This is a genomic window from Sphingomonas sp. TREG-RG-20F-R18-01 (genome assembly GCF_022662475.1).
In the GTDB taxonomy this organism is placed as follows: Bacteria; Pseudomonadota; Alphaproteobacteria; order Sphingomonadales; family Sphingomonadaceae; genus Sphingomonas.
On the sequence record NZ_JAKNQQ010000003.1, the window covers coordinates 442,697 to 463,571 of the forward strand.

Consider the following 20,875-nt stretch of genomic DNA (forward strand, 5'->3'; position numbering starts at 1 on the left):
GACTCCAGCTTCGGCACGGCGACAGCGGTATCACCCACGCGTCAGTCGTGCGACAAAAAACCCGTCGGTCGCATCGTGCGCCGGCGTGAGCCGCATCCCCGCGCCATGGGCCCGTCCGGCCGGCAACCGCAGCGGTTCGCCATGCCATCCGGCATGGTCGGCTAGGAACGCGGCGACCTGCCCCGCGCCCTCCTCGTCGAGCAGCGAACAGACGATATAGACCATCGCCCCACCCGGCCGCACCAGTTCCGCGCCCACCGCGAGCACATGCTGTTGCGTCGCGACCAAACGGTCGAGGCGTTCGGGGCTCAAACGCCAGCGCGCTTCCGGGTTGCGCCGCCAGGTGCCCGTCCCCGAGCAGGGCGCATCGATCAGCACGCAATCCGCGCTCGCCGCCCAATCCGCCAGCATCTCCGATTCCCGCCCCGGGTTCAGCAGGCGCGTCTCGACCCCGTCCACCCCCGCCCGCTCGGCGCGCGGCGCCAGCCGCGCCAGCCGGTTGCGATCGGTATCGGTGGCGAGGATGGTTCCCTCCCCGTGCATCGCGGCCGCCAGCGCCAGCGTCTTGCCCCCCGCACCGGCGCACAGGTCGACGATCCGCTGGCCGGGTCGCGCGTCGGCCGCGAGCGTCACGATCTGGCTGCCGGCGTCCTGCACCTCGAGCGCGCCGTCGGGAATGCCCTCGAGCCGGTCGACATCGGTGCCGGTCGGCAGCCGCAAGCCATCCGGCAAGCCAGCGATCGCGACCGCCCCGTCGATCGCGACGTCCTCCGCCCTCGCGCGATTGACCCGCACGTCGAGCGGTGCGCGGTCGATGAGGGCGGGAAACTCGCCTTCGTCGAGGCCCGACGCCCGCAACCGTTCGAGCAGCCAGTTGGGCGCAACCCCGGGCCAAGCCTTGCTCTCGCCATCGCCGATCCTGGCGGGGCCATGGCCGACGCCGTCGAACGTCTCGGCCAGCGCGGGATCCTCGGCGGCGAGCGCCAGCATCGCGGCGCGGCCCGAGCGCGGGCGTTCCCCGAGCGTGCGGATCGCGGCATAGACCAGCTCCCGGACCGCGCGGCGGTCCTTGCTGCCGGCGTAGCGACGGTTGGCGAAATACCGCGCGACGATCGTATCCGCCGCCGCCCCGGAATCGCGCGCCGCCACGATGATCTCGTCGAGCAGCTCGATCGCGGCCTGGGTTCTTGCAGCGGGGGTCATTGGCGGTCTTTCGGGGGCAATCGTGTGTCGTGGCGTGCCCATAGCCTGTCTAGGGCGCAATCACCTAAAAGCTGCATCCAGCTCAAGCCGCTTCCTCCTAAAGCGCCTTCCACCTTAAGCCTCTTCCCCGGCGAAGGCCGGGGCCCAGTCGAGGAACAGTGGGTTTTGAACGCTGCGCGTGATTACGTCGGCTAGCGTGACTGGGCCCCGGCCTTCGCCGGGGAAGAAAAGGAAGAGAGCGCTAGCCGCTCAGCGCGTCGGGTAATTCGGCGCCTCGCGCGTGATGTCCACGTCGTGGACGTGGCTTTCCTTGAGGCCAGCGCCCGTGATCTGCACGAAGCGCGCGCGCTCCTGCAGCGCGGTGATGCTCGACGATCCGGTATAGCCCATCGCCGCGCGGATGCCGCCGACGAGTTGGTGGATCACGTCGCGCGCCGGGCCTTTGAACGCGACCTGCCCTTCGATCCCTTCGGGAACGAGCTTCATCTGGTCCTTGATATCGCCCTGGAAATAGCGATCCGCCGACCCACGGCCCATCGCGCCGACCGAGCCCATGCCGCGATACGACTTGTACGCGCGGCCCTGGAACAGGAACGTATCGCCTGGCGCTTCCTCGGTCCCTGCGAGCAGCGAACCGATCATGCAGGCCGAAGCGCCCGCCGCGAGTGCCTTGGCGAGATCGCCCGAGGTGCGCAGGCCGCCGTCGGCGATGACCGGCACGCCCATCTTCTGGCCGACTTCGGCGCAATCCATGACGGCGGTCAGCTGCGGCACGCCGACCCCCGCGACGACGCGCGTGGTGCAGATCGACCCCGGGCCGATCCCGACCTTGATCCCGTCCGCGCCCGCATCGATCAGCGCGCGCGTCGCTTCGGCGGTCGCGACGTTGCCCGCGATGACCTGGACCGAATTGCTCAGCTTCTTGACCCGCTCGACCGCGCGCGCGACGTCGCGGTTATGGCCGTGCGCGGTGTCGATGACGACGAGATCGAGCTCGGCATCGACCAGCGCGGCGGTGCGGTCGAACCCCTTGTCGCCGACCGTCGTTGCTGCGGCGACGCGGAGCCGCCCGGCGGCGTCCTTGGTCGCGTTCGGGTAGGTGACCGCCTTCTCGATGTCCTTGACGGTGATGAGGCCGATGCAGCGATACGCCTCGTCCACCACGAGCAGCTTCTCGATCCGGCGGTGATGGAGCAGGCGACGCGCCTCTTCCTGCGTGACGCCCGGCGAAACCGTCGCGAGGTTCTCGTGCGTCATCAGCTCGGAGACCGGCTGGCGCGGGTTCTCGGCGAAGCGGACGTCGCGGTTGGTGAGGATGCCGACGAGCACGCCGTCCGCGCGGACGACCGGGATGCCGCTGATCCGGTGATGCTTCATCAACGCCTGCGCGTCCGCCAGCGTCGCGTGCGGCTCGATCGTGATCGGGTTGACGACCATGCCGCTTTCGAAGCGCTTGACCGCGCGGACGGCTGCGACCTGTTCGTCGACTTCCATGTTGCGATGGAGCACGCCGATGCCGCCCAGCTGCGCCATGACGATCGCCATGTCGGCCTCGGTCACGGTGTCCATCGCGGACGAGAGGATCGGAATGTCGAGCGAGATGCCGCGCGTCACGCGCGTCGCGGTGTTGGTCTGGCTCGGGACGATGTCCGATTCAGCGGGCACCAGGAGGACATCGTCGAAAGTGAGTCCGAGGCGAATGTCCATGGGTGCCGGTCCTGCGCGGGGGGAGAAAAGCGAGTCGTGGCGGTCCATGTAACCGCCGACCCCGCAAAGCGCCAGAGCATGGCGGCGCCCGGACCCGATTTGCGCCGATTGACGGTGCGCACGACGCTGCAGTCGCCGCGCGCACCTGGCCTTCGATCAATCCGGGTACCGCCGGGAACCGCTCACCTGCCATCGCCTTTTCGGGGTCATCCCGCGTCGACTCGAAACACCTCGCCATCCTGGTCCAGGATATAGAGCGTGCCGCCCGGCCCGGCCGTGACGGCGACCGGATGGTCGATCGTCCCCTGGTCCGGCGCGAAATCTGCATCGCGGCGTTCGATCATACTGGCGGAGGCGGTTGTTCCCGCCGCCAGGGACGCGGCGTTGATCGCGAAGATCGCGCCGCCGCCATCCGCGAAGACATATTGGCTGCGGAGCGATGGAATCGCGGATGGCCCCATCGCGCCGCCGACGATCGCCTGCCCGGTGCGCAATCCGCTCGCGCGGAGATATTCGAGCACCGGGGCGGTCAGGCCAGCCGGGGCCGTGCCTTGCACCGCGCGCGTGCCTTCCAGAAAAGGCCATCCGAAATTGCCGGCGGTTGCCCCGGTAGCAATGCTGTTGATTTCCTCGGCCGCGTCCTGCCCGTGATCCGCCAGGAGAATGCCGGTGCCGGAAAGGCTGCCACCGTTCGGCTGGTGGAAGCCCTTGGCAATGGTCGAGATGAGGAAGAAGACGGGTGACGCGCCAGCATAGGGGTCGGGGTTGGCCGCGATCCGCAACAGCTTGCCGAGCCGCGATGCATCGTCCTGCGCGCTGCCGGTCGGATCGCCCTTTCCGCCCGCATCGCCGGTCGCCGCCAGCAACGTGCCCGTGGCATCATAGCCCAGCCACCCGCCTCCCGCATATTGCGCAGCGTTGATCGCAAGGGTCGGGCCGAAAGTGTCCGGCACCGTCGGACCAGCGTTATTGCGAAGGTAGCGGTTCACGATCAAGGAGCCCGCCTGTGACATGTACATGACGAAAAACGTGCCATCAGTCGTGAAGCTCGGCGCGGCGGCCATCGCGACGACCCCGACCGGGCCGGGGGACGCCACCTGCACCAGCAGGGTGCGTGCTCCGGTCTGCGGGTTGAGCTGATAGATCGCGCCCCCCTTTTCCGCGACCAGCACGACGGTATCGCTGACCGGTGCCATTGCGACCGGACTGGTAAAGCCGGTCGCCACGCGACGGACCGCGATCCCCTCCTTCGAGTTGGTTACGGTCACCGCCAGCGCAAGCACGGTCGTCGCCTTGCCGTCACTGACGCTGATCTGCACCTCATAGACGTTGTTGCCGTCGGCGTCGGCCGGCAAATCGAAATTGGGCGGGGCGACGAACGAAACCTGCCCGGATGCCGTGATCGCGAAACGCGCGGCGTCGCTGCCCCCGGTCACCGCGTAGGTCAGCGTGTCGTTGTTCGCATCGGTCGCGGTCGCCTGATATACCGAACCCGTGACGTTCTCGACAACGTTGACGGCTGCGGACGACGTGAAGACCGGTGCCTGGTTTGCAATCGGTGGCGAAACGGTCCGGGGATCAGTCCCCCCGGCCCCGCCGCTGCACGCGGAAAGCATCGTCAGAGTCAGCGCCGACAAGAAGCCAGCACTCCGTATGCGCGCGTGCGCGCGCGGTTTCGTTCCAGACATGTACATTCCCCCCGACGTAGCGAATCATCGATCTGCTCGACACCTCGCAAGGTCTTGAGCGTAGCCGACAAGTCGCCCGGCGCAACGATCTCTTTCTGGTCCCGACCATCACGATGATAGCGGGCAGAGGGGCAACCGGTTTGAGCCGCGGACCAACAGTACCCGCGCGGCGGACCAGTCGGCACTTGCACACGGCCCCGTCACTCGCACCCGATCACCAGGAGCGAGCAGCAGACTGTATTGGAGGTTGAACTGAAACGACTTCGAACGTCCGCCGTTACTTCTTGCCGAAGAACCCTGATGCGAGCGAGCCGAGCTGGCCGAGAACGCCGCCCTGTTCACCCATCAGCGCCGCGAACTTCGCTAGCGCGCCCTCGCCGCCAATCTGCTGGATGATCTGCTGAAGCGTCTCGGAGGAGAATCCCGTGCTGGCGGCCGCGGTACCGACGGTATCGCCCGGCGCGGCATGCGCCTGGCCGAGCGCCTGGATCGCCTGTTCGACCTGTTCAGGGGTGAGCCCGACCTTGGCCGCCAGATTCTTGACGTCGACGTTTTGCGATACTTGACCCAGCAGGTCGTCGAGCATTCCCATCGATCCATCCTCTACACTGATCGGTACGACGGCCTCGCCTATCATGCCCGCGCGGTCACCGCGACAAGCAGTTTTGACTTTCGGTGTTTCGCCGTTGTGCGGCCACGGCGTTGTTCTACGGCATACCAGCGGAAGCGGCCCACGGTGGGGGCCCGCCAACGACTCGCCGCGCAACAACGGCGAACAGAAGGTATCGCGCGTAAACGCACCGCCGCCAGCGGGGCACCGTATGATGCGCCTCGAGCATGTCGTCAGGACGAGGCAGGCCGCAGGCCCGCGCCCCGCCCCGCCCCGCCGCCCCGTGCGGCGGCGTCGGGAAAATAGGCCTGGACCTGGCATGGCAACCGGCATCGGAACCGCAACGATGGCCCCGATGCCGGTTCCCGGGCGGATCAAGCCGGCGCGTGGACCTTCGGCGCGGACTGCCGCACGCCTTCGTCGACATGCTCCGCGAACTGCGCGAAGTTGTCGACGAACAGGTCGACGAGCCGGGCCGCCGTGGCGTCATACGCGTCCTTGTCCGCCCAGGTCGCGCGCGGGTCGAGGATCGCGCTGTCGACCCCCGGCACCGCGACCGGCACCTTGAACCCGAAGTTCGGGTCGGTGCGGAACTCGGCGTCGTTGAGGCTGCCGTCGAGGGCCGCGTTGAGCAGCGCCCGCGTCGCCTTGATCGGCATGCGGCTGCCGACGCCGTACTTGCCGCCAGTCCAGCCGGTGTTGACCAGCCAGCAATCGACCCCGCCCCTAGCGATCCGCTCCTTGAGCAGATTGCCGTAGACCGACGGATGCCGCGCCATGAACGGCGCGCCAAAGCAGGTCGAGAAGGTCGCGTCGGGCTCGGTCACGCCGATCTCGGTGCCGGCGACACGCGCGGTATAGCCCGAGAGGAAGTGGTACATCGCCTGTTCCGGCGTCAGCTTGGCGATCGGCGGGAGGATGCCGTAAGCGTCGGCGGTCAGCATCACGATGTTGCGCGGGACCGGCCCCATGTTGTCCGCGGACGCATTGGGGATGAAGTCGATCGGATACGCCCCGCGGCTGTTCTCGGCGAGGCTCGCGTCGTCGAGGTCGAGCTGGCGCGTCACCGGGTCCATCACGACGTTCTCGAGGATCGTCCCGAACCGCTTGGTCGTCGCGAATATCTCGGGTTCCGCGTCGGCCGAAAGCCGGATCATCTTGGCGTAGCAGCCGCCCTCGAAATTGAAGACGGCGGTGTCCGACCAGCCATGCTCGTCATCGCCGATCAGCGTGCGGCTCGCGTCCGCGCTCAAGGTCGTCTTGCCGGTGCCCGACAGGCCGAAGAACACCGCGGTGTCGCCGTCGGGCCCCATGTTGGCCGAGCAATGCATCGGCATCACCCCGGTCGGCGGGAGGAGATAGTTGAGCAGGCTGAACACCGACTTCTTCATCTCGCCGGCGTACCGCGTACCGCCGATCAGGATCAGCTTGTCGGTGAAGTTGACCGCGATCACCGTCTCGCTGCGGCAGCCGTGCCGCTCGGGCGAGGCACGGAAGCTCGGCAGGTCGATGATCGTGTAATCCGGCACGAAGTCGCGCAGCTCGGATTCCGCGGGCCGCACCAGCATCGTGCGGATGAAGCTGTTGTGCCACGCCAGTTCGTTGACGACGCGGACCTTCACGCGGTGCTCGGGCTGCGACCCGCCGAACAGGTCCTGGATGAACAGATCCTCCTTGTGGCGAAGTGCTGCGAGGAAATCCGCCTTGAGCGCGGCGAAATGCTCCGGGCTCATCGCCTTGTTGCTCTTGCCCCACCAGACGGTCGACTCGGTCTCGGCGTCGCGGACGATGAACTTGTCTTGCGCGGAACGGCCGGTATGCGCGCCGGTTTCGACCACCAGCGGGCCATCGGCGGACAATTTGCCCTCGCCGCGCGAGATCGCGGCCTGGATCAGGCGGGCGGTGACGAGGTTCCAGTGAAGGCTCGCGCGGGTCTCGATGCCCTGCGCGTCCAGCCCCGACATGGGGATGCGTTCGCTCACAATATCTTCTCCTACTGTGCCGACCATCGTGGGCCTGCATACGTATGCTTTGGTTTCCGGCGCATATCGTTGCCATGTCCCGCGGTCAAACGTAGCGACGGCGCGCGCGACCGAGGATAGGACAGCGTCCGTTCAGCTTCCATTGAGGCTGGGGTCGTAATGGATTAGGGCCGATCTTCAACGACACGAGGCCCCTTCGCCGATGACGGCAACGATTGCCCTGGTCGATGACGACCGCAACATCCTGACGTCGGTTTCGATCGCGCTGCAGGCCGAGGGTTTCGTCACCCGGCTCTATTCGGATGGCGAGACCGCGCTGAAGGCGCTGGTCGACAATCCGCCCGATATTGCGATCCTCGACATCAAGATGCCGCGGATGGACGGCCTCGAGCTGCTGCGCCGCCTGCGCGAGAAGAGCATGGTCCCGGTGATCTTCCTGACCTCGAAGGACGACGAGCTGGACGAGGCGCTCGGGCTCGCGATGGGCGCGGACGATTACATCGCCAAGCCGTTTTCGCAGCGCCTTCTGATCGCCCGGATCCGCGCGATCCTGCGCCGCGCGGAGGTATCGCAGGGCGGCCCCGGCGCGGAGGAGCCCGCGGCGGAAACCAATCTCGTGCGCGGGCGGCTCGCGATGGACACCGCGCGGCACCGCGTCACCTGGGACGGTGCCGCCGTCACGCTGACCGTCACCGAATTCCTGATCCTGGAGACGCTGGCGCAGCGCCCCGGTATCGTGAAGACCCGCAACCAGTTGATGGACGCGGCCTATCACGACGACATCTACGTCGATGATCGTACCATCGACAGCCACATCAAGCGCGTACGCCGCAAGTTCCGGCAGGTCGATTCGACCTTCGATGCAATCGAGACACTCTATGGAGCGGGCTATCGATTCTCCGAGGAATGACGAGCCCGCGCGCGAGGAGGATGCCCGCGCGCTGTCGCTCCGCTGGTCCGCGCGCGTCTCGCTCACGCCGCGGATCCTGTTCGTCAACGTCTTCGCGCTGGCGATGCTGGCAGGCGGATTCTTCTATCTCGATTCCTACCGCAGCCGGATCGTGGACGGCCGCGTCACCCAGTCGATCCGCGAAGCCCGGCTGATCGCGGAGGCGATCGTCGCCGTGCCGGACGCGCAGCGCGACGGGCTGGCGCTGAAGCTCGCGCGCGACATGGGCGCGCGGGTGCGGATCTATGATGCCAGCGCGCGCCCCGTGATCGACACGCGTGCGCTGGGGCTGCGCAACTTCGTGCTGCAGGACCCGGACAAGCAGGACTGGAGCCAGGCGTCCGCGCGCTTCCTCGACGCGGTGATCGACACGGTGGTCGGGACGCCGCGCGCGCCCTTGTACCGCGAGCACGTCTCGGGGCTCAACTGGCCCGACGTGCGCACCGCGCGCGATACCCCGACGGTCGCCGCCACCGTCTGGCGTGCGCCGGATCGCACGCCCGTCATCACCGCCGCCGCGCCCCTGCCTCGAGGCGGCGTCGTGATGACGACCAACAATGCGCGCGAGATCACGCAGACCGTCCGAGTCGAGCGCTTCCGCCTCGGCATCGTGCTGATGATCGTCTCGATCGTCTCGATCCTGCTGTCGCTGTTCCTGGCGCGGACGATCGTCCGTCCGCTGCGGCGGCTGGCGCGCGCGGCGGTACGGGTCCGGGTCGGGCGCGCGCGCGAGGTCGTCGTTCCGCGATTGCCCGAACGCCGCGACGAAATCGGCATGCTCGCCCGCGCCTTGTCCGACATGAGCCTCGCGTTGCGCGCGCGCATCGACGCGATCGAGGCGTTTGCCGCGGACGTGACGCACGAGATGAAGAATCCGCTCGCATCGCTGCGCTCGGCGGTCGAGGGCATGGCGCTGGTCAAGGACCCTGCCCTGCAAGAACGCCTCCTCGCGATCGTGCGCGACGACGTCCACCGGCTCGACCGGCTGATCACCGACATCGCGGAAGCCTCGCGACTCGATGCGCAGCTCAGCCGCGCGAAGTTCGAGGCGGTCGATCTCGGCGCGATGCTCGCCGCGCTGATCGCCGGGCGCGACGCGCGTGGCGTCGAGCGCGGCATTCGGCTCCGCCTCGTGCTGCGCGACGCCAGCGACGCCGGATTCGTCGTGCTCGGCGAAGGCGCGCGGCTGGAACGGGTGTTCGACAATCTAATCGACAATGCGGTGTCCTTCTCGCCCGAACACGGACTGATCAGCATCACCGTCGCCCGCGATCTCGAGGACGTCGTGCTGGAAGTGGAGGACGAGGGGCCAGGGGTTCCCCCCACCGCGCGCGAGCAGGTGTTCCAGCGCTTCCAGTCGCTGCGCCCGCCCGACGAAGCGTTCGGCAAGCATTCCGGGCTTGGCCTCGCGATCGCGCGGACCATCGTCGAGGCGCATCAGGGGCAGATCACGGCGGAAGCTCGCGGCGGGGGCATCGGCGGCGCGCGCTTCGTCATTCGCCTGCCGGTCAGCGAACCGCGATGACCGCGATGCTGGTGCATGCGACCACGGTTGCGATCGATGGCGCGGCGATCCTGCTGCTCGGGCCGTCCGGATCGGGCAAGTCGGACCTTGCGCTGCGGCTGATCGACCGCGGCGCCGTGCTGGTGAGCGACGATTATACCGTACTGGCCCGCGGCGACGATCGCCTGCTGGCGACCGCCCCCGCGACGATCTCGGGAAAGATCGAGGTGCGCGGCCTCGGCATCATCGCGGTGGAACGGACGAGTGACGTGCCGGTTGTCCTGGCGGTGCGGCTCGATCGGCCGGTCGAACGCATGCCGGTACCAACCACCGCCGACTATGATGGGATAGCGATCCCCGAGATCGCGATCGACCCATTCGAGCTTTCCGCGCCGATCAAGGTGGAATTGGCGCTGCGGCACGCTAGAGAGGCGTCATGACGCTTGACCCCAAGGAAATCCTGCTCGTCACCGGCATGTCCGGCGCGGGCAAGTCGACCGTGCTGCGGACGCTCGAGGACTTGGGCTGGGAGGTCGTCGACAACTTGCCGTTGCTGCTGCTCGATCGCCTGCTCAGCGCGCCCTTGCCCGAAGGCGCCGAACGCTCGCGCCAGCCGCTTGCGCTCGGGATCGGGGCACGGACGCGCGACTTCGATTCGGACCGCATCGTCGAACGGATCAAGCATCTGCGCGAGAAGTTCGGCCACGACATCGGCACGCTGTTCCTCGACTGTGCGGGCGGCGAACTCGAGCGGCGCTATTCCGAAACCCGCCGACGGCATCCGCTGGCGCTCGACCGCCCGGCCGCGGACGGGATTGCGCGCGAACGCGAATTGCTGGCGCCGCTGCGTCGCTGGGCGAACCGGCTGATCGATACCACCGACCTGACCAGCAACCAGCTGGCGCAACAGGTGCGCGACACGTTCTCGCGCGAGCATCAGGACGGGCCGACCCTGTCGGTCATGTCGTTCGGCTTCGCGCGCGGGGTGCCCCGCAACGCCGACCTCGTGTTCGACATGCGGTTTCTGCGCAACCCGCACTGGGTGCCGGATTTGCGGCCGGGCACGGGGCTCGACGCGGATGTCGCGGCCTATGTCGCGCAGGATCCTGCCTACGGCGCGGCGGTTGGCCGGATCGAGGAGCTGCTGCTCCTGCTGCTTCCGCGCTATCGCGCTGAAGGAAAGTCTTATTTGACGGTAGCGTTCGGATGTACCGGGGGGAGACACCGGTCCGTGCATGTCACCGAACGCGTTGCCGCGCGGTTGCGCGATGCCGGATTTTCGCCCACGGTCGCACATCGGGATCTCGCCGCCGCCCCGCAAGACTCGCTGGAGGGGGCGCCGGACGAACGCCAGCAAGACGGAACGGCAGTAGCGTGAAATGGGCGGTTGCATGATTGGGGCGGTACGATGATCGGGCTGGTTCTCGTGACGCATGGCCGGTTGGCCGACGAATTCGTGACGGCGATGGAGCATGTCGTCGGCAAGCAGGAACGGGTCGCGACGGTTTGCATCGGGCCGGAAGATGACATGGAAGAACGCCGCAACGACATTGCCGCCGCGATCGCGCGCGTCGATGCCGGCCGCGGCGTGATCCTGCTGACCGACCTGTTCGGCGGCACCCCCTCCAACCTCGCCATTTCGCTGCTGGAACGCGGCCGCATCGAAGTGATCGCCGGGATCAACCTGCCGATGCTGATCCGGCTCGAATCGGCCCGCAAGGCCATGAAGGTGGTCGACGCGGTCGCCGCCGCGCGCGAAGCGGGGCGCAAGTATATTTCCGTCGCGTCCGAGGTTCTGGGCGAGGCAGCGGCTTGATGTCGGTCAGCCGCAGCGTCGTCATCACCAACCGGCGCGGGCTGCACGCCCGGGCCAGCGCGAAGTTCGTGACGCTCGCCGCGACCCAGCCGTGCGAGCTCCATGTCGAAAAGGACGGGGCCGGATCGGTCACCGGTACCTCGATCATGGGGCTGATGATGCTGGGCGCCGCGATGGGCGATACGATCACCATCTCCGCGCAGGGCGACCAGGCCGAGGCCGCCGTCGGTGCGCTGTGCGCACTGGTCGAGGCAAAGTTCGGCGAGGATTGAACGCCGCATGCCCCGGGAAATCACGGCCTATTCCAACCCGCTGATCAAGCGGGTGCGGTCGCTGCGCGAGAAGCGCAACCGCCGGGAGGAAGGATTGTTCCTCGCCGAGGGCCTGCGGATCCTGACCGAGGCCCGCGAGGCCGGGCGGATCCCGCAATACCTCTTCTACGCCCGCGACAGCGCGGCGCATCCGCTGGTTCGCACGCTGGTCGCGGCGGTCGAGGGCGCGGGCGGCGAGGCGATCGAGACGGTCCCGGACATTCTGTCCAAACTGTCGGGCAAGGATAATCCACAAGCGGTGGTCGGCGTCTTTGCCGAGTTCACGCGGACGCTCGATAGCCTGGATCGCGCGGCATCGCCGATCTGGCTGGTCGCCGAGCGGCTGCGCGATCCGGGCAACCTGGGTACGATCCTGCGTACGGGTGATGCGGTCGGCGCGGGCGGGCTGATCCTGATCGGCGAGTGTGTCGACCCCTTTTCGGTCGAAGCGGTGCGCGCAAGCATGGGCGCATTGTTCACCGTGCCGGTCGTGCAGTGCGACTGGGATCCGTTCCTGGCGTGGTTGCGCAGCGGGCCGGGCCAGCTGGTCGGGTTGAGCCTCGATACTTCCACCGATTACCGCGCCGCGAGCTATGGCGCGCCGACCTTCCTGCTGACGGGCAACGAAGCGCAAGGGATGCCCGACGATTATGCCGCGGCGTGCGATACGCTCGTCAAGATCCCGATGCTCGGCAAGGCGGACAGCCTCAATGCCGCGGTCGCCACCGCCGTGATGGCCTATCAGGTGCTGGATCAGGTTCGGCGCTAGCGGGCGACGGCCGCTCCCGCCGTGCGGGCGACCAGATGGTCGAACACCGCCGGATGCAGCGGCTGGTCGAACCGGATCCCGCACTGCCAGGCACGCGACCAGCTGACTTTCGCCTCGATCGGCTCGAGCCCGGGGAGCTTGACCCATACCGTGGAGCCGGGCGTGATGGTGAGATTGTCGACGCGGCATCCCGTCCGCGATACCTCCAGCAGCCCCGCCGGTTGCGCCTTCCAGTTCCGCTCGCGCAACGTGATCCCGACGGTGATCGCGACCCGGTCGCCGATCCGGCGTTCGGGCTCCTCGTCCGCTACCGGGACGGGACCGAGCGTGGCCTGGTCCATGACGCCCATCCCGATCAGGACGGTTGCTGATCGCACTCGACCGCGCACCGATCGCGCTTGCGACGTTCCTTGCCGTCATAGGCCGGCTGGTCCGCAATCCGCCGATCGGCGCCGCGCCGGTTGATCGCCGATAAGTCCTCTACGCAGGGCATACCACATCCTTCTCCGCCCCAGCCTTACGCGACAGAGGTTAAGAAGGACTCAGACCCCCCGCCTCAACCTCCTGTTTGAGCTCGGTCTTCGACGTGTCGTCCGCGGGTTCGGACGCCGTCTAGGCCGGGGGCAGCGCGACCGCCTCGCCATAGCGTGCCAATGCCTCGACCGGCGGCACGTCGTCGATCTCCCGCGCCGTCGTCTCGATGTTGAGATCCCGGAACTTGCGACCGGTCACCAGTACGCGGCTTTCGAAGCTCGAGACGAACGTGTTGTAATTGTTGACCGCGCTGGTCAGCCCGCTGCCAACCTTGCGCAAGTCGCCCGCCGCCTTGGCCAGGCGCTCGTACAATTCCTTGCCAAGTTCGCCGATCTGCCGTGCTTCCTTGGCCAGCCGCTCCTGCCGCCACACCGCCGCGACGGTTCGCGCGATCGCGATCAGATTGGTCGGGGTCGCCAGCAAGACCCGCTTGTCGAACGCGAAGTCCCACAGGGTCGGGTCCTGCTCGAGTGCCGCGGTCAGGAAATGTTCGCCGGGGACGAACATGATGACATAATCGGGCGCATCGGCGAACTGACTCCAATACGCCTTGTTGCCCAGTCCGTTGACGTGGGCGCGCATGGCGGCGGCGTGCATCGCGAGCCCCTTCGACCGCTCCGCCTCGTCGACCGCGCCAAAGGCATCCTGATAGGCGTTGAGCGACACCTTGGCGTCGATCACTAGGCTGCGGCCGCCGGGTACGGTCACGATTGCATCGGGCCGTAGCCGTCCGCCTTCGTCGCCGCCTGCCACCGATACTTCGGTCTGAAAGTCCGTATGTTCGGATAACCCACAGGTTTCGAGGACATTCTTGAGCTGCTGCTCGCCCCAGCGGCCGCGCGACTTGGGTGCGTTGCGCAACGAATTGACCAGCTTGGCGGCCTCGCTCGACACCTTCTCCTGCCCGACGCGCAACCCCTCGAGCTGCCCCTTCAACTGGTCGAACGCGCTCAGCCGCTCGGCCTCGACCTTGGTCACGGTCTCTTCATACCGCAGCAAACGGTCGCTGACGGGCTGGAGCATCGATTTGAGATTCTGCCCCGCCGTCTCTTCCGACTGGCGGAAGCGTTCATCGGCGCGCTTCAGGAACACGTCTTGCGCATCGTTGAGCAGTTTGTTCGACACTTCGGAAAATTGCGTGGCGAGCAGGTCCTTCGCGTGGAGCAATTCGGCGATCCGCGTCTCGTGCGTTTCGCGCACCAGCTTGAGGCGCGCGTCATCCGCATCACGCATTTCCGCCAGCCGGTTCTCGAACGCCGAGGCATGCGTCTTGAGCGCGGTATTTTCGAGCCGCGCGACGTCGCGTTCATCGCGCAGTTCCGCCAGATCGACGCGCAGCTGCTCGGCGTCGCGGGCGCGTTGTTCGGCACTGGCGAGATCGACGATCGCGCGCCGGAAATCGGCGTCGCGCGCCGCCGCATCGGCGCGGGCGGCGGCCAGCGGGCGATTGCCCAGCAGCCATCCGAACGCCAGGCCGACGAGGAGCGCACCGATCGCAAGCAGGGAAATCGTAAGGCCGGTCATGCTGGGTCTTTCTGGAACATTCTGGGAACCGTAGCGGCGGGGCCGGATGCGGACAAGCGCCGGGCGGGGTCAAATAGCCCGGACGCGCCGGAATGCATCAGCGATGCGCCACTTCCCCCCTCCCCCTATCCGATCCGAGCGGTTATGGGCGCTCCATGCTGTCCGACATCGCGATCTCGCGCGCCGCCACCCTGCACCCCATCAGCGCGATCGGCGCGGCAGCGGGAATCCCCCCGGAGGCGGTCGAGCCTTATGGACGTTTCAAGGCGAAGATCGACCTCACCCGCCTGCCCGCGGCGACCTCGACCGGGAAGCTGATCCTCGTCACCGCGATCAACCCGACCCCCGCCGGCGAGGGCAAGTCGACGACGTCGGTCGGCCTCGCGGACGCGCTCAACCGGACCGGCCGCAAGACGATGCTCGCGCTGCGCGAACCGTCGCTTGGCCCGTGCTTCGGGACCAAGGGCGGCGCGACCGGGGGCGGCTACGCACAGGTCGTGCCGATGGAAGACATCAACCTCCATTTCACGGGCGATTTCCACGCCATCACGTCGGCGCACAATCTGCTGGCCGCGATGATCGACAACCATGTCCACTGGGGCAATTCGCTCGACATCGACGTGCGCCGGATCGTGTGGCGGCGGGTGCTCGACATGAACGACCGGGCATTGCGGGACATCGCGCAGTCGCTCGGCGGACCCGCGAACGGGTTTCCGCGGGAAAGCGGATTCGACATTACCGTCGCTTCGGAAGTCATGGCGATCCTCTGTCTGGCGGACGACTTGCACGACCTCGAAGCGCGGCTCGGGCGGATCGTCGTCGCTTATACGCGCGATCGGCAGCCGGTGACCGCCAGGGACCTGAAGGCCGATGGCGCCATGGCGGTGTTGCTCGCCCAGGCGATCAAACCCAACCTCGTCCAGACGCTGGAGGGGACGCCCGCGCTGATCCACGGCGGGCCTTTCGCCAACATCGCGCATGGCTGCAACTCGGTCATCGCCACGCGCACCGCGCTGGGTCTGGCGGACTATGTCGTCACCGAAGCGGGCTTTGGCGCCGACCTCGGGGCGGAGAAGTTCTTCGACATCAAATGTCGCCAGGCCGGGCTCAAGCCGGCGGCGACCGTGATCGTTGCGACGGTTCGCGCGCTCAAGATGAACGGCGGGGTGGCCAAGGCGGATTTGTCCGCGCCGGACGTGGACGCGGTGCGTCGCGGCGGCGTCAACCTCGCCCGTCATATCGAGAACGTCCGCGCGTTCGGGGTTCCGGTGGTGGTGGCGGTCAACCGATTCGACAGCGATACGCCGGAAGAGTTCGAGGCGATCCGCGCCATCGCGGCCGCGCAGGGGTGCGAGGCGGTCCTCTGCACGCACTGGGCCGAAGGCGGCGCCGGGGCCGAGGCGCTGGCGGAGGCGGTCGTCGCACTCTGCGACCATATGCCGGGCCAGTTTGCCCCGCTTTACGCCGACGACCTGTCGCTGTTTGACAAGATCAATACGGTCGCCACGCGGATCTATCGCGCGGAGGAAGCCGTCGCCGACCCGTCGGTGCTCGCGCAGCTGGCGCGCTGGGAGGCGGCGGGGTTTGGCCACCTTCCGGTATGCATGGCCAAGACACAGTATAGTTTCTCGACCGATCCCGCCAAGCTCGGTGCGCCGACCGGGCACGTCGTGCCGGTCCGCGAGGTCCGGCTGAGCGCCGGTGCCGGGTTCGTCGTGGCGATCTGCGGGGAGATCATGACGATGCCGGGCCTGCCGCGCGTGCCAGCGGCAGAGGGCATTCGGTTCGGGGCGCTGGGTGAGATCGAGGGGTTGTTCTGAAGCGGCAGGGATGAGCCACCGTTCTTCTGCGAAAGCAGGCGCCCTGGGTAACGAGGAACTGCTCTCGTAACCCTGGGCTTCTGCCTGCGCAGGAGCACGCAGGAGGCTGGTTTCAGCCCGCCTTGCGCATCTTGGTCAGCTTTTTCATCAGCATGTCGCGCTTGAGCTTCGAGATGTGGTCGATGAACAAAACGCCGTTGAGATGGTCGATTTCATGCTGAAGCGCGGTCGCCAGAAGGCCGTCCATGTCGCCTTCCTGCCGCACGCCCTGCTCGTCGAGCCACGCCGCGCGGCATCGTGCGGGGCGCTCGACGTCGGCATATTGCTCGGGAATCGACAGGCAGCCCTCGGCGTAGACCGACAGCTCGTCGCTCACCGACAGCAATTCCGGGTTGATGAAGACCAGCGGCTTGCGCACCGGCTTGGCGTCCTCGCCCTCGCCTTCGGTTTCCTGCAGGTCGATCACGACGATCCGCTGCTCGATCGCGACCTGGGTCGCGGCGAGGCCGATGCCTCGCGCGTCGTACATCGTGTCGAACATGTCGGAGACGATCGTGCGCACCGAGTCGTCGACGGTTGCGACGGGCTTCGCGACGGCGCGGAGGCCGGGATGCGGGACTTCAAGAATTTCGAGGACTGCCATTCCCGCGAGCTAGGAAAGCGCGCACGGCGCGTCAAGGTTGCTGCCTTGCTTCTTCGTGGCTTTGTGGCTTCGTGCGAGAAAGTCTTTTTCGCACAAAGCCACAAAGACACAAAGATCAGAACAGGTTGAAAGAGGTTTCGCCTCCTAGGCAACAGGTCGCCGCGCCCGCAACGCCTGCGCCAGCGTTCCTTCGTCGAGATAGTCCAGCTCGCCGCCGACCGGCAAACCATGTGCCAGCTGCGTGATGCGCACCGGGAAGCGTTCGATCCGCTCGGCGATGTAATGCGCGGTGGTCTGCCCTTCGAGCGTCGCGTTCATCGCAAGCACCACCTCGTCGATCCCGCCATCCGCGATCCGCCGCACCAGCGAATCGATCGCGAGGTCTTCGGGGCGAACTCCTTCGAGCGCGGACAGCCGCCCGCCAAGGACATGAAAACGCCCCGGGAACAGGCGCGAGCGATCTAGCGCCCACAAGTCCGCAACCTCCTCGACCACACACAAGGCGCGCGCATCGCGCCGCTGGTCGGCACAGACGCCGCAGGGGTTGGTGGTGTCAACATTCCCGCAAACTGAACAGGTTGCGAGGTTTTCATCGACAGCCATCAGAGCATTGAGCAACGGCCCCAGCGCTGCCTCGCGCCTTTTGAGAAGATGCAGCACCGCCCGTCGCGCCGATCGCGGTCCGAGCCCGGGGAGCTTGCTGAGCGCCTGCGTAAGGGCTTCGATTTCGGGAGACGCCATCCAGAACAGATAGGGGGCCATTGTGCGTTCGTCACCCCGGCGCAGATCGTCGACTGCAAGGCGCGGGAGGGATGCCGGCGCTTGTGTTTGGCGTCCCGCAATCGCAAGAGCCGCATCATGCGGATCATCTTCATGGGCACGCCCGACTTCTCTGTCCCCGTCCTGCAGGCGCTGGTCGATGCGGGGCATGACGTCGTCGCGTCGTACAGCCAGCCACCGCGCCGCGCCGGGCGCGGCAAGGCGTTGACGCCAACGCCGGTCCACGCACGCGCCGAGGTGCTCGGGATCCCGGTCCGTACCCCGGTCACGCTGCGCGATCCAGAAGCGCAGGCTGAATTCGCTGCGTTCGCCGCGGACATTGCTGTGGTCGCGGCCTATGGGCTGATCCTTCCGCGCGCGATCCTCGATGCGCCAGCGCGGGGCTGCCTGAATGTCCACGCCTCGCTCCTGCCCCGCTGGCGCGGCGCAGCGCCGATCCAGCGCGCGATCCTCGCCGGGGATGCGGTCACCGGTGTCTGCATCATGCAGATGGAGGCCGGGCTAGATACCGGCCCCGTGCTCTTACGCGACGAAACACCGATCGACGCAAAGACCGCAGGCACGCTGACCGACGAACTGAGCGCGATGGGCGCACGGCTGATGATCGCCACGCTGGCGGATCTCGCTGGTTGTGCGCCGGTCGTGCAGCCCGAGGATGGCGTCACGTATGCCGCCAAGATCGACAAGGCCGAAACCCGGCTCGATTTCGCGCAGGATGCCGTGGCGGTCGAGCGGCAGATCCGCGCGTTCAATCCGCCGGGGGCGTGGTTCGAGGTCGCGGGGGAACGCGTGCGCGTCCTTGCTGCCGACGTCCTCCGTCATCCCGGCGAAGGCCGGGACCGCCAAGTTGATCGCGCGCCCGGAGAACCGGACGGCCCCGGCCTGCGCCGGGGTGACGAAGGCGGGGCCGATGCGCTGGACGGGCTTGTGCTGGACGCCGACCTTACCATCGCCTGCGCGCAAGGGGCGATCCGGCCGACGCTGCTCCAGCGCGCGGGACGTGGCGTCATGACCGCGCCCGAACTGCTCCGCGGCTTCGCGATCCCCGCCGGAACCCGGCTTTGACGCGGTTCGCGCTGACGGTCGAATATGACGGGCGCCCATTCATGGGTTGGCAGCGGCAACACCATGGCCCGACCGTCCAGGCTGCGATCGAGCGCGCGGCGCACGCGATCACCGGCGAGACGGTCGCGGTCCACGCCGCCGGGCGGACCGACGCGGGAGTCCACGGGATCGCGATGCGCGCGCATATCGACATCGTACGCGACATCGCCCCGTTCCGGTTGCAGGAGGCGCTCAACGCCAAGCTACGGCCCGATCCGGTCGCGATCACCGGGTGCGAAATCGTGCCGGACGACTGGCATGCACGCTTTTCGTGCATCGGGCGGCATTACGAGTTCCGCATCGTCACCCGTCGCGCGCCGCTGACGTTCGAACGGGGCCTCGCGTGGCGAATCCCTGCGGCGCTCGATGTCGCGGCGATGGCGGACGGCGCGGCGCGACTGGTCGGGCGGCACGACTTCACCACCTTCCGCTCGGCGCACTGCCAGGCGGACAGCCCCTTGCGCACGCTCGACCGGCTCGACGTCGTCGCCGACGGCGAGCGGATCAGCGTGTTCGCCTCGGCGCGGTCGTTCCTGCATCACCAGGTGCGCTCGATGGTCGGGTGCCTCGCGCTGGTCGGCGAGGGGAAATGGACGGCGGCCGACATCACGACCGCGCTAGAGGCACGCGACCGGACCGCATTGGGGTTCAATGCGCCGCCTGATGGGCTGTATTTCTTGCGGGCGGACTATCCGTAGCCGCGGCATGGTTCGCACACTGTGCCGCAACATCCGCATAAGTTGCTGGGGCTAATCACTTTGCAACGGCGTCATCCTGAACTTGTTTCAGGGTCCACCGCGCCGCAATGACGGGCTGAGCCGGTTGCGCGGTGGATGCTGAAACAGGTTCAGCATGACGCCGTGTGTGGGGGGGCGGCGGCCCCGCCCCTCAGATCAGATCAACCCCGCCAGCGGGCTCGACGGATCGGCGTAGCGCCGCATCCCCATCCGCCCCGCGAGGTACGACAGCCGCCCCGCCTCGACCCCAGCCTTCATCGCCGCCGCCATCATCACCGGATCCTTGGCTTCGGCAATCGCGGTGTTCATCAACACCCCGTCGCAGCCGAGCTCCATCGCAACCGCTGCGTCGGACGCCGAGCCCACGCCCGCGTCGACCAGCACCGGCACGCTCGCCCCCTCGACGATCAGGCGGATCGTCACGCGGTTCTGGATCCCGAGCCCCGACCCGATCGGTGCGCCAAGCGGCATGATCGCGACCGCGCCTGCATTCTCCAGCCGCTTCGCTGCGATCGGATCGTCGACGCAGTAGACCATCGGGAGGAACCCCTCGTTCGCGAGAACCTCGGTCGCGCGGAGCGTCTCGACCATGTCGGGATACAGCGTCCGCGCCTCGCCGAGCACCTCGAGCTTCACGAGGTCCCAGCCGCCCGCCTCGCGCGCGAGGCGCAGCGTGCGGATCGCCGAGTCGGCGTCGAAACAGCCCGCGGTATTGGGCAGATAGGTGACCTTCTTCGGATCGATGAAGTCGGTCAGCATCGGCGCGTTCGGATCGCTGACGTTCACCCGCCGCACCGCGACGGTGACAATCTCCGCACCCGATGCCTCGAGCGCGGCGGCGTTCTGCGCGAAGTCCTTGTACTTGCCGGTGCCGACGATCAGCCGCGAGCGGAACGTGCGCCCCGCAACGGTCCAGGTATCGGCCGTGAGGGCGGGCGCATGATCCCCCCCGCCGACGAAATGGACGATCTCGAGCTCGTCGCCGTCCTCGACCATGACGTCACCCAGCGTCGAGCGCGGCACGACAGCGAGGTTGCGTTCGACCGCGACCTTTTCGGGCATGAGGCCCAGGTCGGCGGCGAGATCGGCCAGGCTCAGCCCCGCGCGGACCCGGCGATGCTCACCATTGACCTGGATGCTGACGGTTCCATCGCTGTGCACAATCATTGACCTTCCGTGTTCGCACCCGCGCTT

General features: G+C 67.5%; 21 protein-coding genes. 10 read left to right on the plus strand and 11 right to left on the minus strand.

Annotation, left to right across the window (positions count from 1 at the left end):
* Positions 1–30: 30 nt before the first annotated feature.
* The 5 genes from L8K25_RS11805 to L8K25_RS11825 all read right to left on the minus strand — a co-directional run bounded on the left by L8K25_RS11805 (position 31) and on the right by L8K25_RS11825 (position 7,190).
* Positions 31–1,203, minus strand: a complete 1,173-nt coding sequence (locus L8K25_RS11805) for an RsmB/NOP family class I SAM-dependent RNA methyltransferase (protein WP_242139099.1) — start codon at positions 1,201–1,203, stop codon at positions 31–33.
* A 249-nt stretch (positions 1,204–1,452) separates the two neighbouring features.
* Entirely contained in the window at positions 1,453–2,910 is a 1,458-nt protein-coding gene (guaB, locus tag L8K25_RS11810; protein ID WP_242139100.1) for an IMP dehydrogenase, read from the minus strand.
* A gap of 206 nt (positions 2,911–3,116) precedes the next feature.
* Positions 3,117–4,547: a PQQ-dependent sugar dehydrogenase gene (locus L8K25_RS11815; RefSeq protein WP_242139101.1), complete on the minus strand. Its 1,431-nt coding sequence runs from the start codon at positions 4,545–4,547 to the stop codon at positions 3,117–3,119.
* Positions 4,548–4,875: 328 nt separating this feature from the next.
* Positions 4,876–5,184: a hypothetical protein gene (locus L8K25_RS11820; RefSeq protein WP_242139102.1), complete on the minus strand. Its 309-nt coding sequence runs from the start codon at positions 5,182–5,184 to the stop codon at positions 4,876–4,878.
* 398 nt (positions 5,185–5,582) lie between these two features.
* The gene (locus L8K25_RS11825) at positions 5,583–7,190 is read right to left on the minus strand and encodes a phosphoenolpyruvate carboxykinase (RefSeq protein ID WP_242139103.1); all 1,608 of its coding nucleotides are present in this window, start codon (positions 7,188–7,190) and stop codon (positions 5,583–5,585) included.
* A 202-nt stretch (positions 7,191–7,392) separates the two neighbouring features.
* Here L8K25_RS11825 and L8K25_RS11830 point away from each other — a divergent pair, with 202 nt between their 5' ends.
* Genes L8K25_RS11830 through L8K25_RS11860 form a run of 7 tightly spaced genes read left to right on the plus strand, consistent with a single transcriptional unit; the run spans position 7,393 to position 12,539 of the window.
* Positions 7,393–8,100: a response regulator transcription factor gene (locus L8K25_RS11830; RefSeq protein ID WP_242139104.1), complete on the plus strand. Its 708-nt coding sequence runs from the start codon at positions 7,393–7,395 to the stop codon at positions 8,098–8,100.
* Positions 8,069–9,664 carry an ATP-binding protein gene (locus L8K25_RS11835; RefSeq protein WP_242139105.1) on the plus strand — a complete coding sequence of 532 codons (1,596 nt, stop codon included), beginning with the start codon at positions 8,069–8,071 and terminating at the stop codon, positions 9,662–9,664. The genes L8K25_RS11830 and L8K25_RS11835 overlap by 32 nt, the downstream gene beginning before the upstream one ends.
* A complete protein-coding gene (locus tag L8K25_RS11840) occupies positions 9,661–10,083 on the plus strand; it encodes an HPr kinase/phosphatase C-terminal domain-containing protein (protein WP_242139106.1) in 423 nt (140 codons plus the stop codon). Before L8K25_RS11835 ends, L8K25_RS11840 begins: the two co-directional genes overlap by 4 nt.
* Complete coding sequence (gene rapZ, locus L8K25_RS11845; RefSeq protein ID WP_242139107.1) at positions 10,080–11,021, plus strand: RNase adapter RapZ; 942 nt, start codon at positions 10,080–10,082, stop codon at positions 11,019–11,021. Before L8K25_RS11840 ends, rapZ begins: the two co-directional genes overlap by 4 nt.
* Before the next feature lie 30 nt (positions 11,022–11,051).
* The gene (locus L8K25_RS11850; protein ID WP_242139108.1) at positions 11,052–11,459 is read left to right on the plus strand and encodes a PTS sugar transporter subunit IIA; all 408 of its coding nucleotides are present in this window, start codon (positions 11,052–11,054) and stop codon (positions 11,457–11,459) included.
* Positions 11,459–11,731 (plus strand): HPr family phosphocarrier protein, encoded by a 273-nt coding sequence (locus tag L8K25_RS11855; RefSeq protein ID WP_242139109.1) that lies wholly within the window; start codon positions 11,459–11,461, stop codon positions 11,729–11,731. The genes L8K25_RS11850 and L8K25_RS11855 overlap by 1 nt, the downstream gene beginning before the upstream one ends.
* Positions 11,732–11,738: 7 nt before the next feature.
* Positions 11,739–12,539, plus strand: coding sequence for an RNA methyltransferase (locus L8K25_RS11860; protein WP_242139110.1), 801 nt, complete (start codon positions 11,739–11,741; stop codon positions 12,537–12,539).
* On the opposite strand, the gene L8K25_RS11865 is transcribed toward L8K25_RS11860, so the two are convergent.
* From L8K25_RS11865 to rmuC, 3 genes are all read right to left on the minus strand, one after another.
* Positions 12,536–12,880, minus strand: coding sequence for a PilZ domain-containing protein (locus L8K25_RS11865; protein WP_242139111.1), 345 nt, complete (start codon positions 12,878–12,880; stop codon positions 12,536–12,538). The two genes, L8K25_RS11860 and L8K25_RS11865, sit on opposite strands and share 4 nt — an antisense overlap.
* A 14-nt stretch (positions 12,881–12,894) precedes the next feature.
* A complete protein-coding gene (locus L8K25_RS11870) occupies positions 12,895–13,032 on the minus strand; it encodes a hypothetical protein (RefSeq protein ID WP_242139112.1) in 138 nt (45 codons plus the stop codon).
* A 119-nt stretch (positions 13,033–13,151) separates the two neighbouring features.
* On the minus strand, positions 13,152–14,597 hold the full coding sequence (gene rmuC / locus L8K25_RS11875) for a DNA recombination protein RmuC (RefSeq protein WP_242139113.1): 1,446 nt from the start codon (positions 14,595–14,597) through the stop codon (positions 13,152–13,154).
* A gap of 155 nt (positions 14,598–14,752) precedes the next feature.
* Here rmuC and L8K25_RS11880 point away from each other — a divergent pair, with 155 nt between their 5' ends.
* Positions 14,753–16,417 carry a formate--tetrahydrofolate ligase gene (locus tag L8K25_RS11880; protein WP_242139114.1) on the plus strand — a complete coding sequence of 555 codons (1,665 nt, stop codon included), beginning with the start codon at positions 14,753–14,755 and terminating at the stop codon, positions 16,415–16,417.
* 112 nt (positions 16,418–16,529) lie between these two features.
* On the opposite strand, the gene def is transcribed toward L8K25_RS11880, so the two are convergent.
* Both def and recR read right to left on the minus strand, forming a co-directional pair.
* Positions 16,530–17,060: a peptide deformylase gene (def, locus tag L8K25_RS11885; RefSeq protein WP_242139115.1), complete on the minus strand. Its 531-nt coding sequence runs from the start codon at positions 17,058–17,060 to the stop codon at positions 16,530–16,532.
* Between the two features lie 144 nt (positions 17,061–17,204).
* Positions 17,205–17,801, minus strand: a complete 597-nt coding sequence (gene recR / locus L8K25_RS11890) for a recombination mediator RecR (protein ID WP_242139278.1) — start codon at positions 17,799–17,801, stop codon at positions 17,205–17,207.
* 117 nt (positions 17,802–17,918) lie between these two features.
* Here recR and fmt point away from each other — a divergent pair, with 117 nt between their 5' ends.
* Positions 17,919–18,905, plus strand: coding sequence for a methionyl-tRNA formyltransferase (gene fmt / locus L8K25_RS11895; RefSeq protein ID WP_242139116.1), 987 nt, complete (start codon positions 17,919–17,921; stop codon positions 18,903–18,905).
* On the plus strand, positions 18,902–19,642 hold the full coding sequence (gene truA / locus L8K25_RS11900; RefSeq protein ID WP_242139117.1) for a tRNA pseudouridine(38-40) synthase TruA: 741 nt from the start codon (positions 18,902–18,904) through the stop codon (positions 19,640–19,642). The genes fmt and truA overlap by 4 nt, the downstream gene beginning before the upstream one ends.
* Positions 19,643–19,837: 195 nt before the next feature.
* Here truA and thiS read toward each other — a convergent pair whose 3' ends face one another.
* A complete protein-coding gene (gene thiS / locus L8K25_RS11905; protein WP_347272074.1) occupies positions 19,838–20,842 on the minus strand; it encodes a sulfur carrier protein ThiS in 1,005 nt (334 codons plus the stop codon).
* Positions 20,843–20,875: the final 33 nt, after the last annotated feature.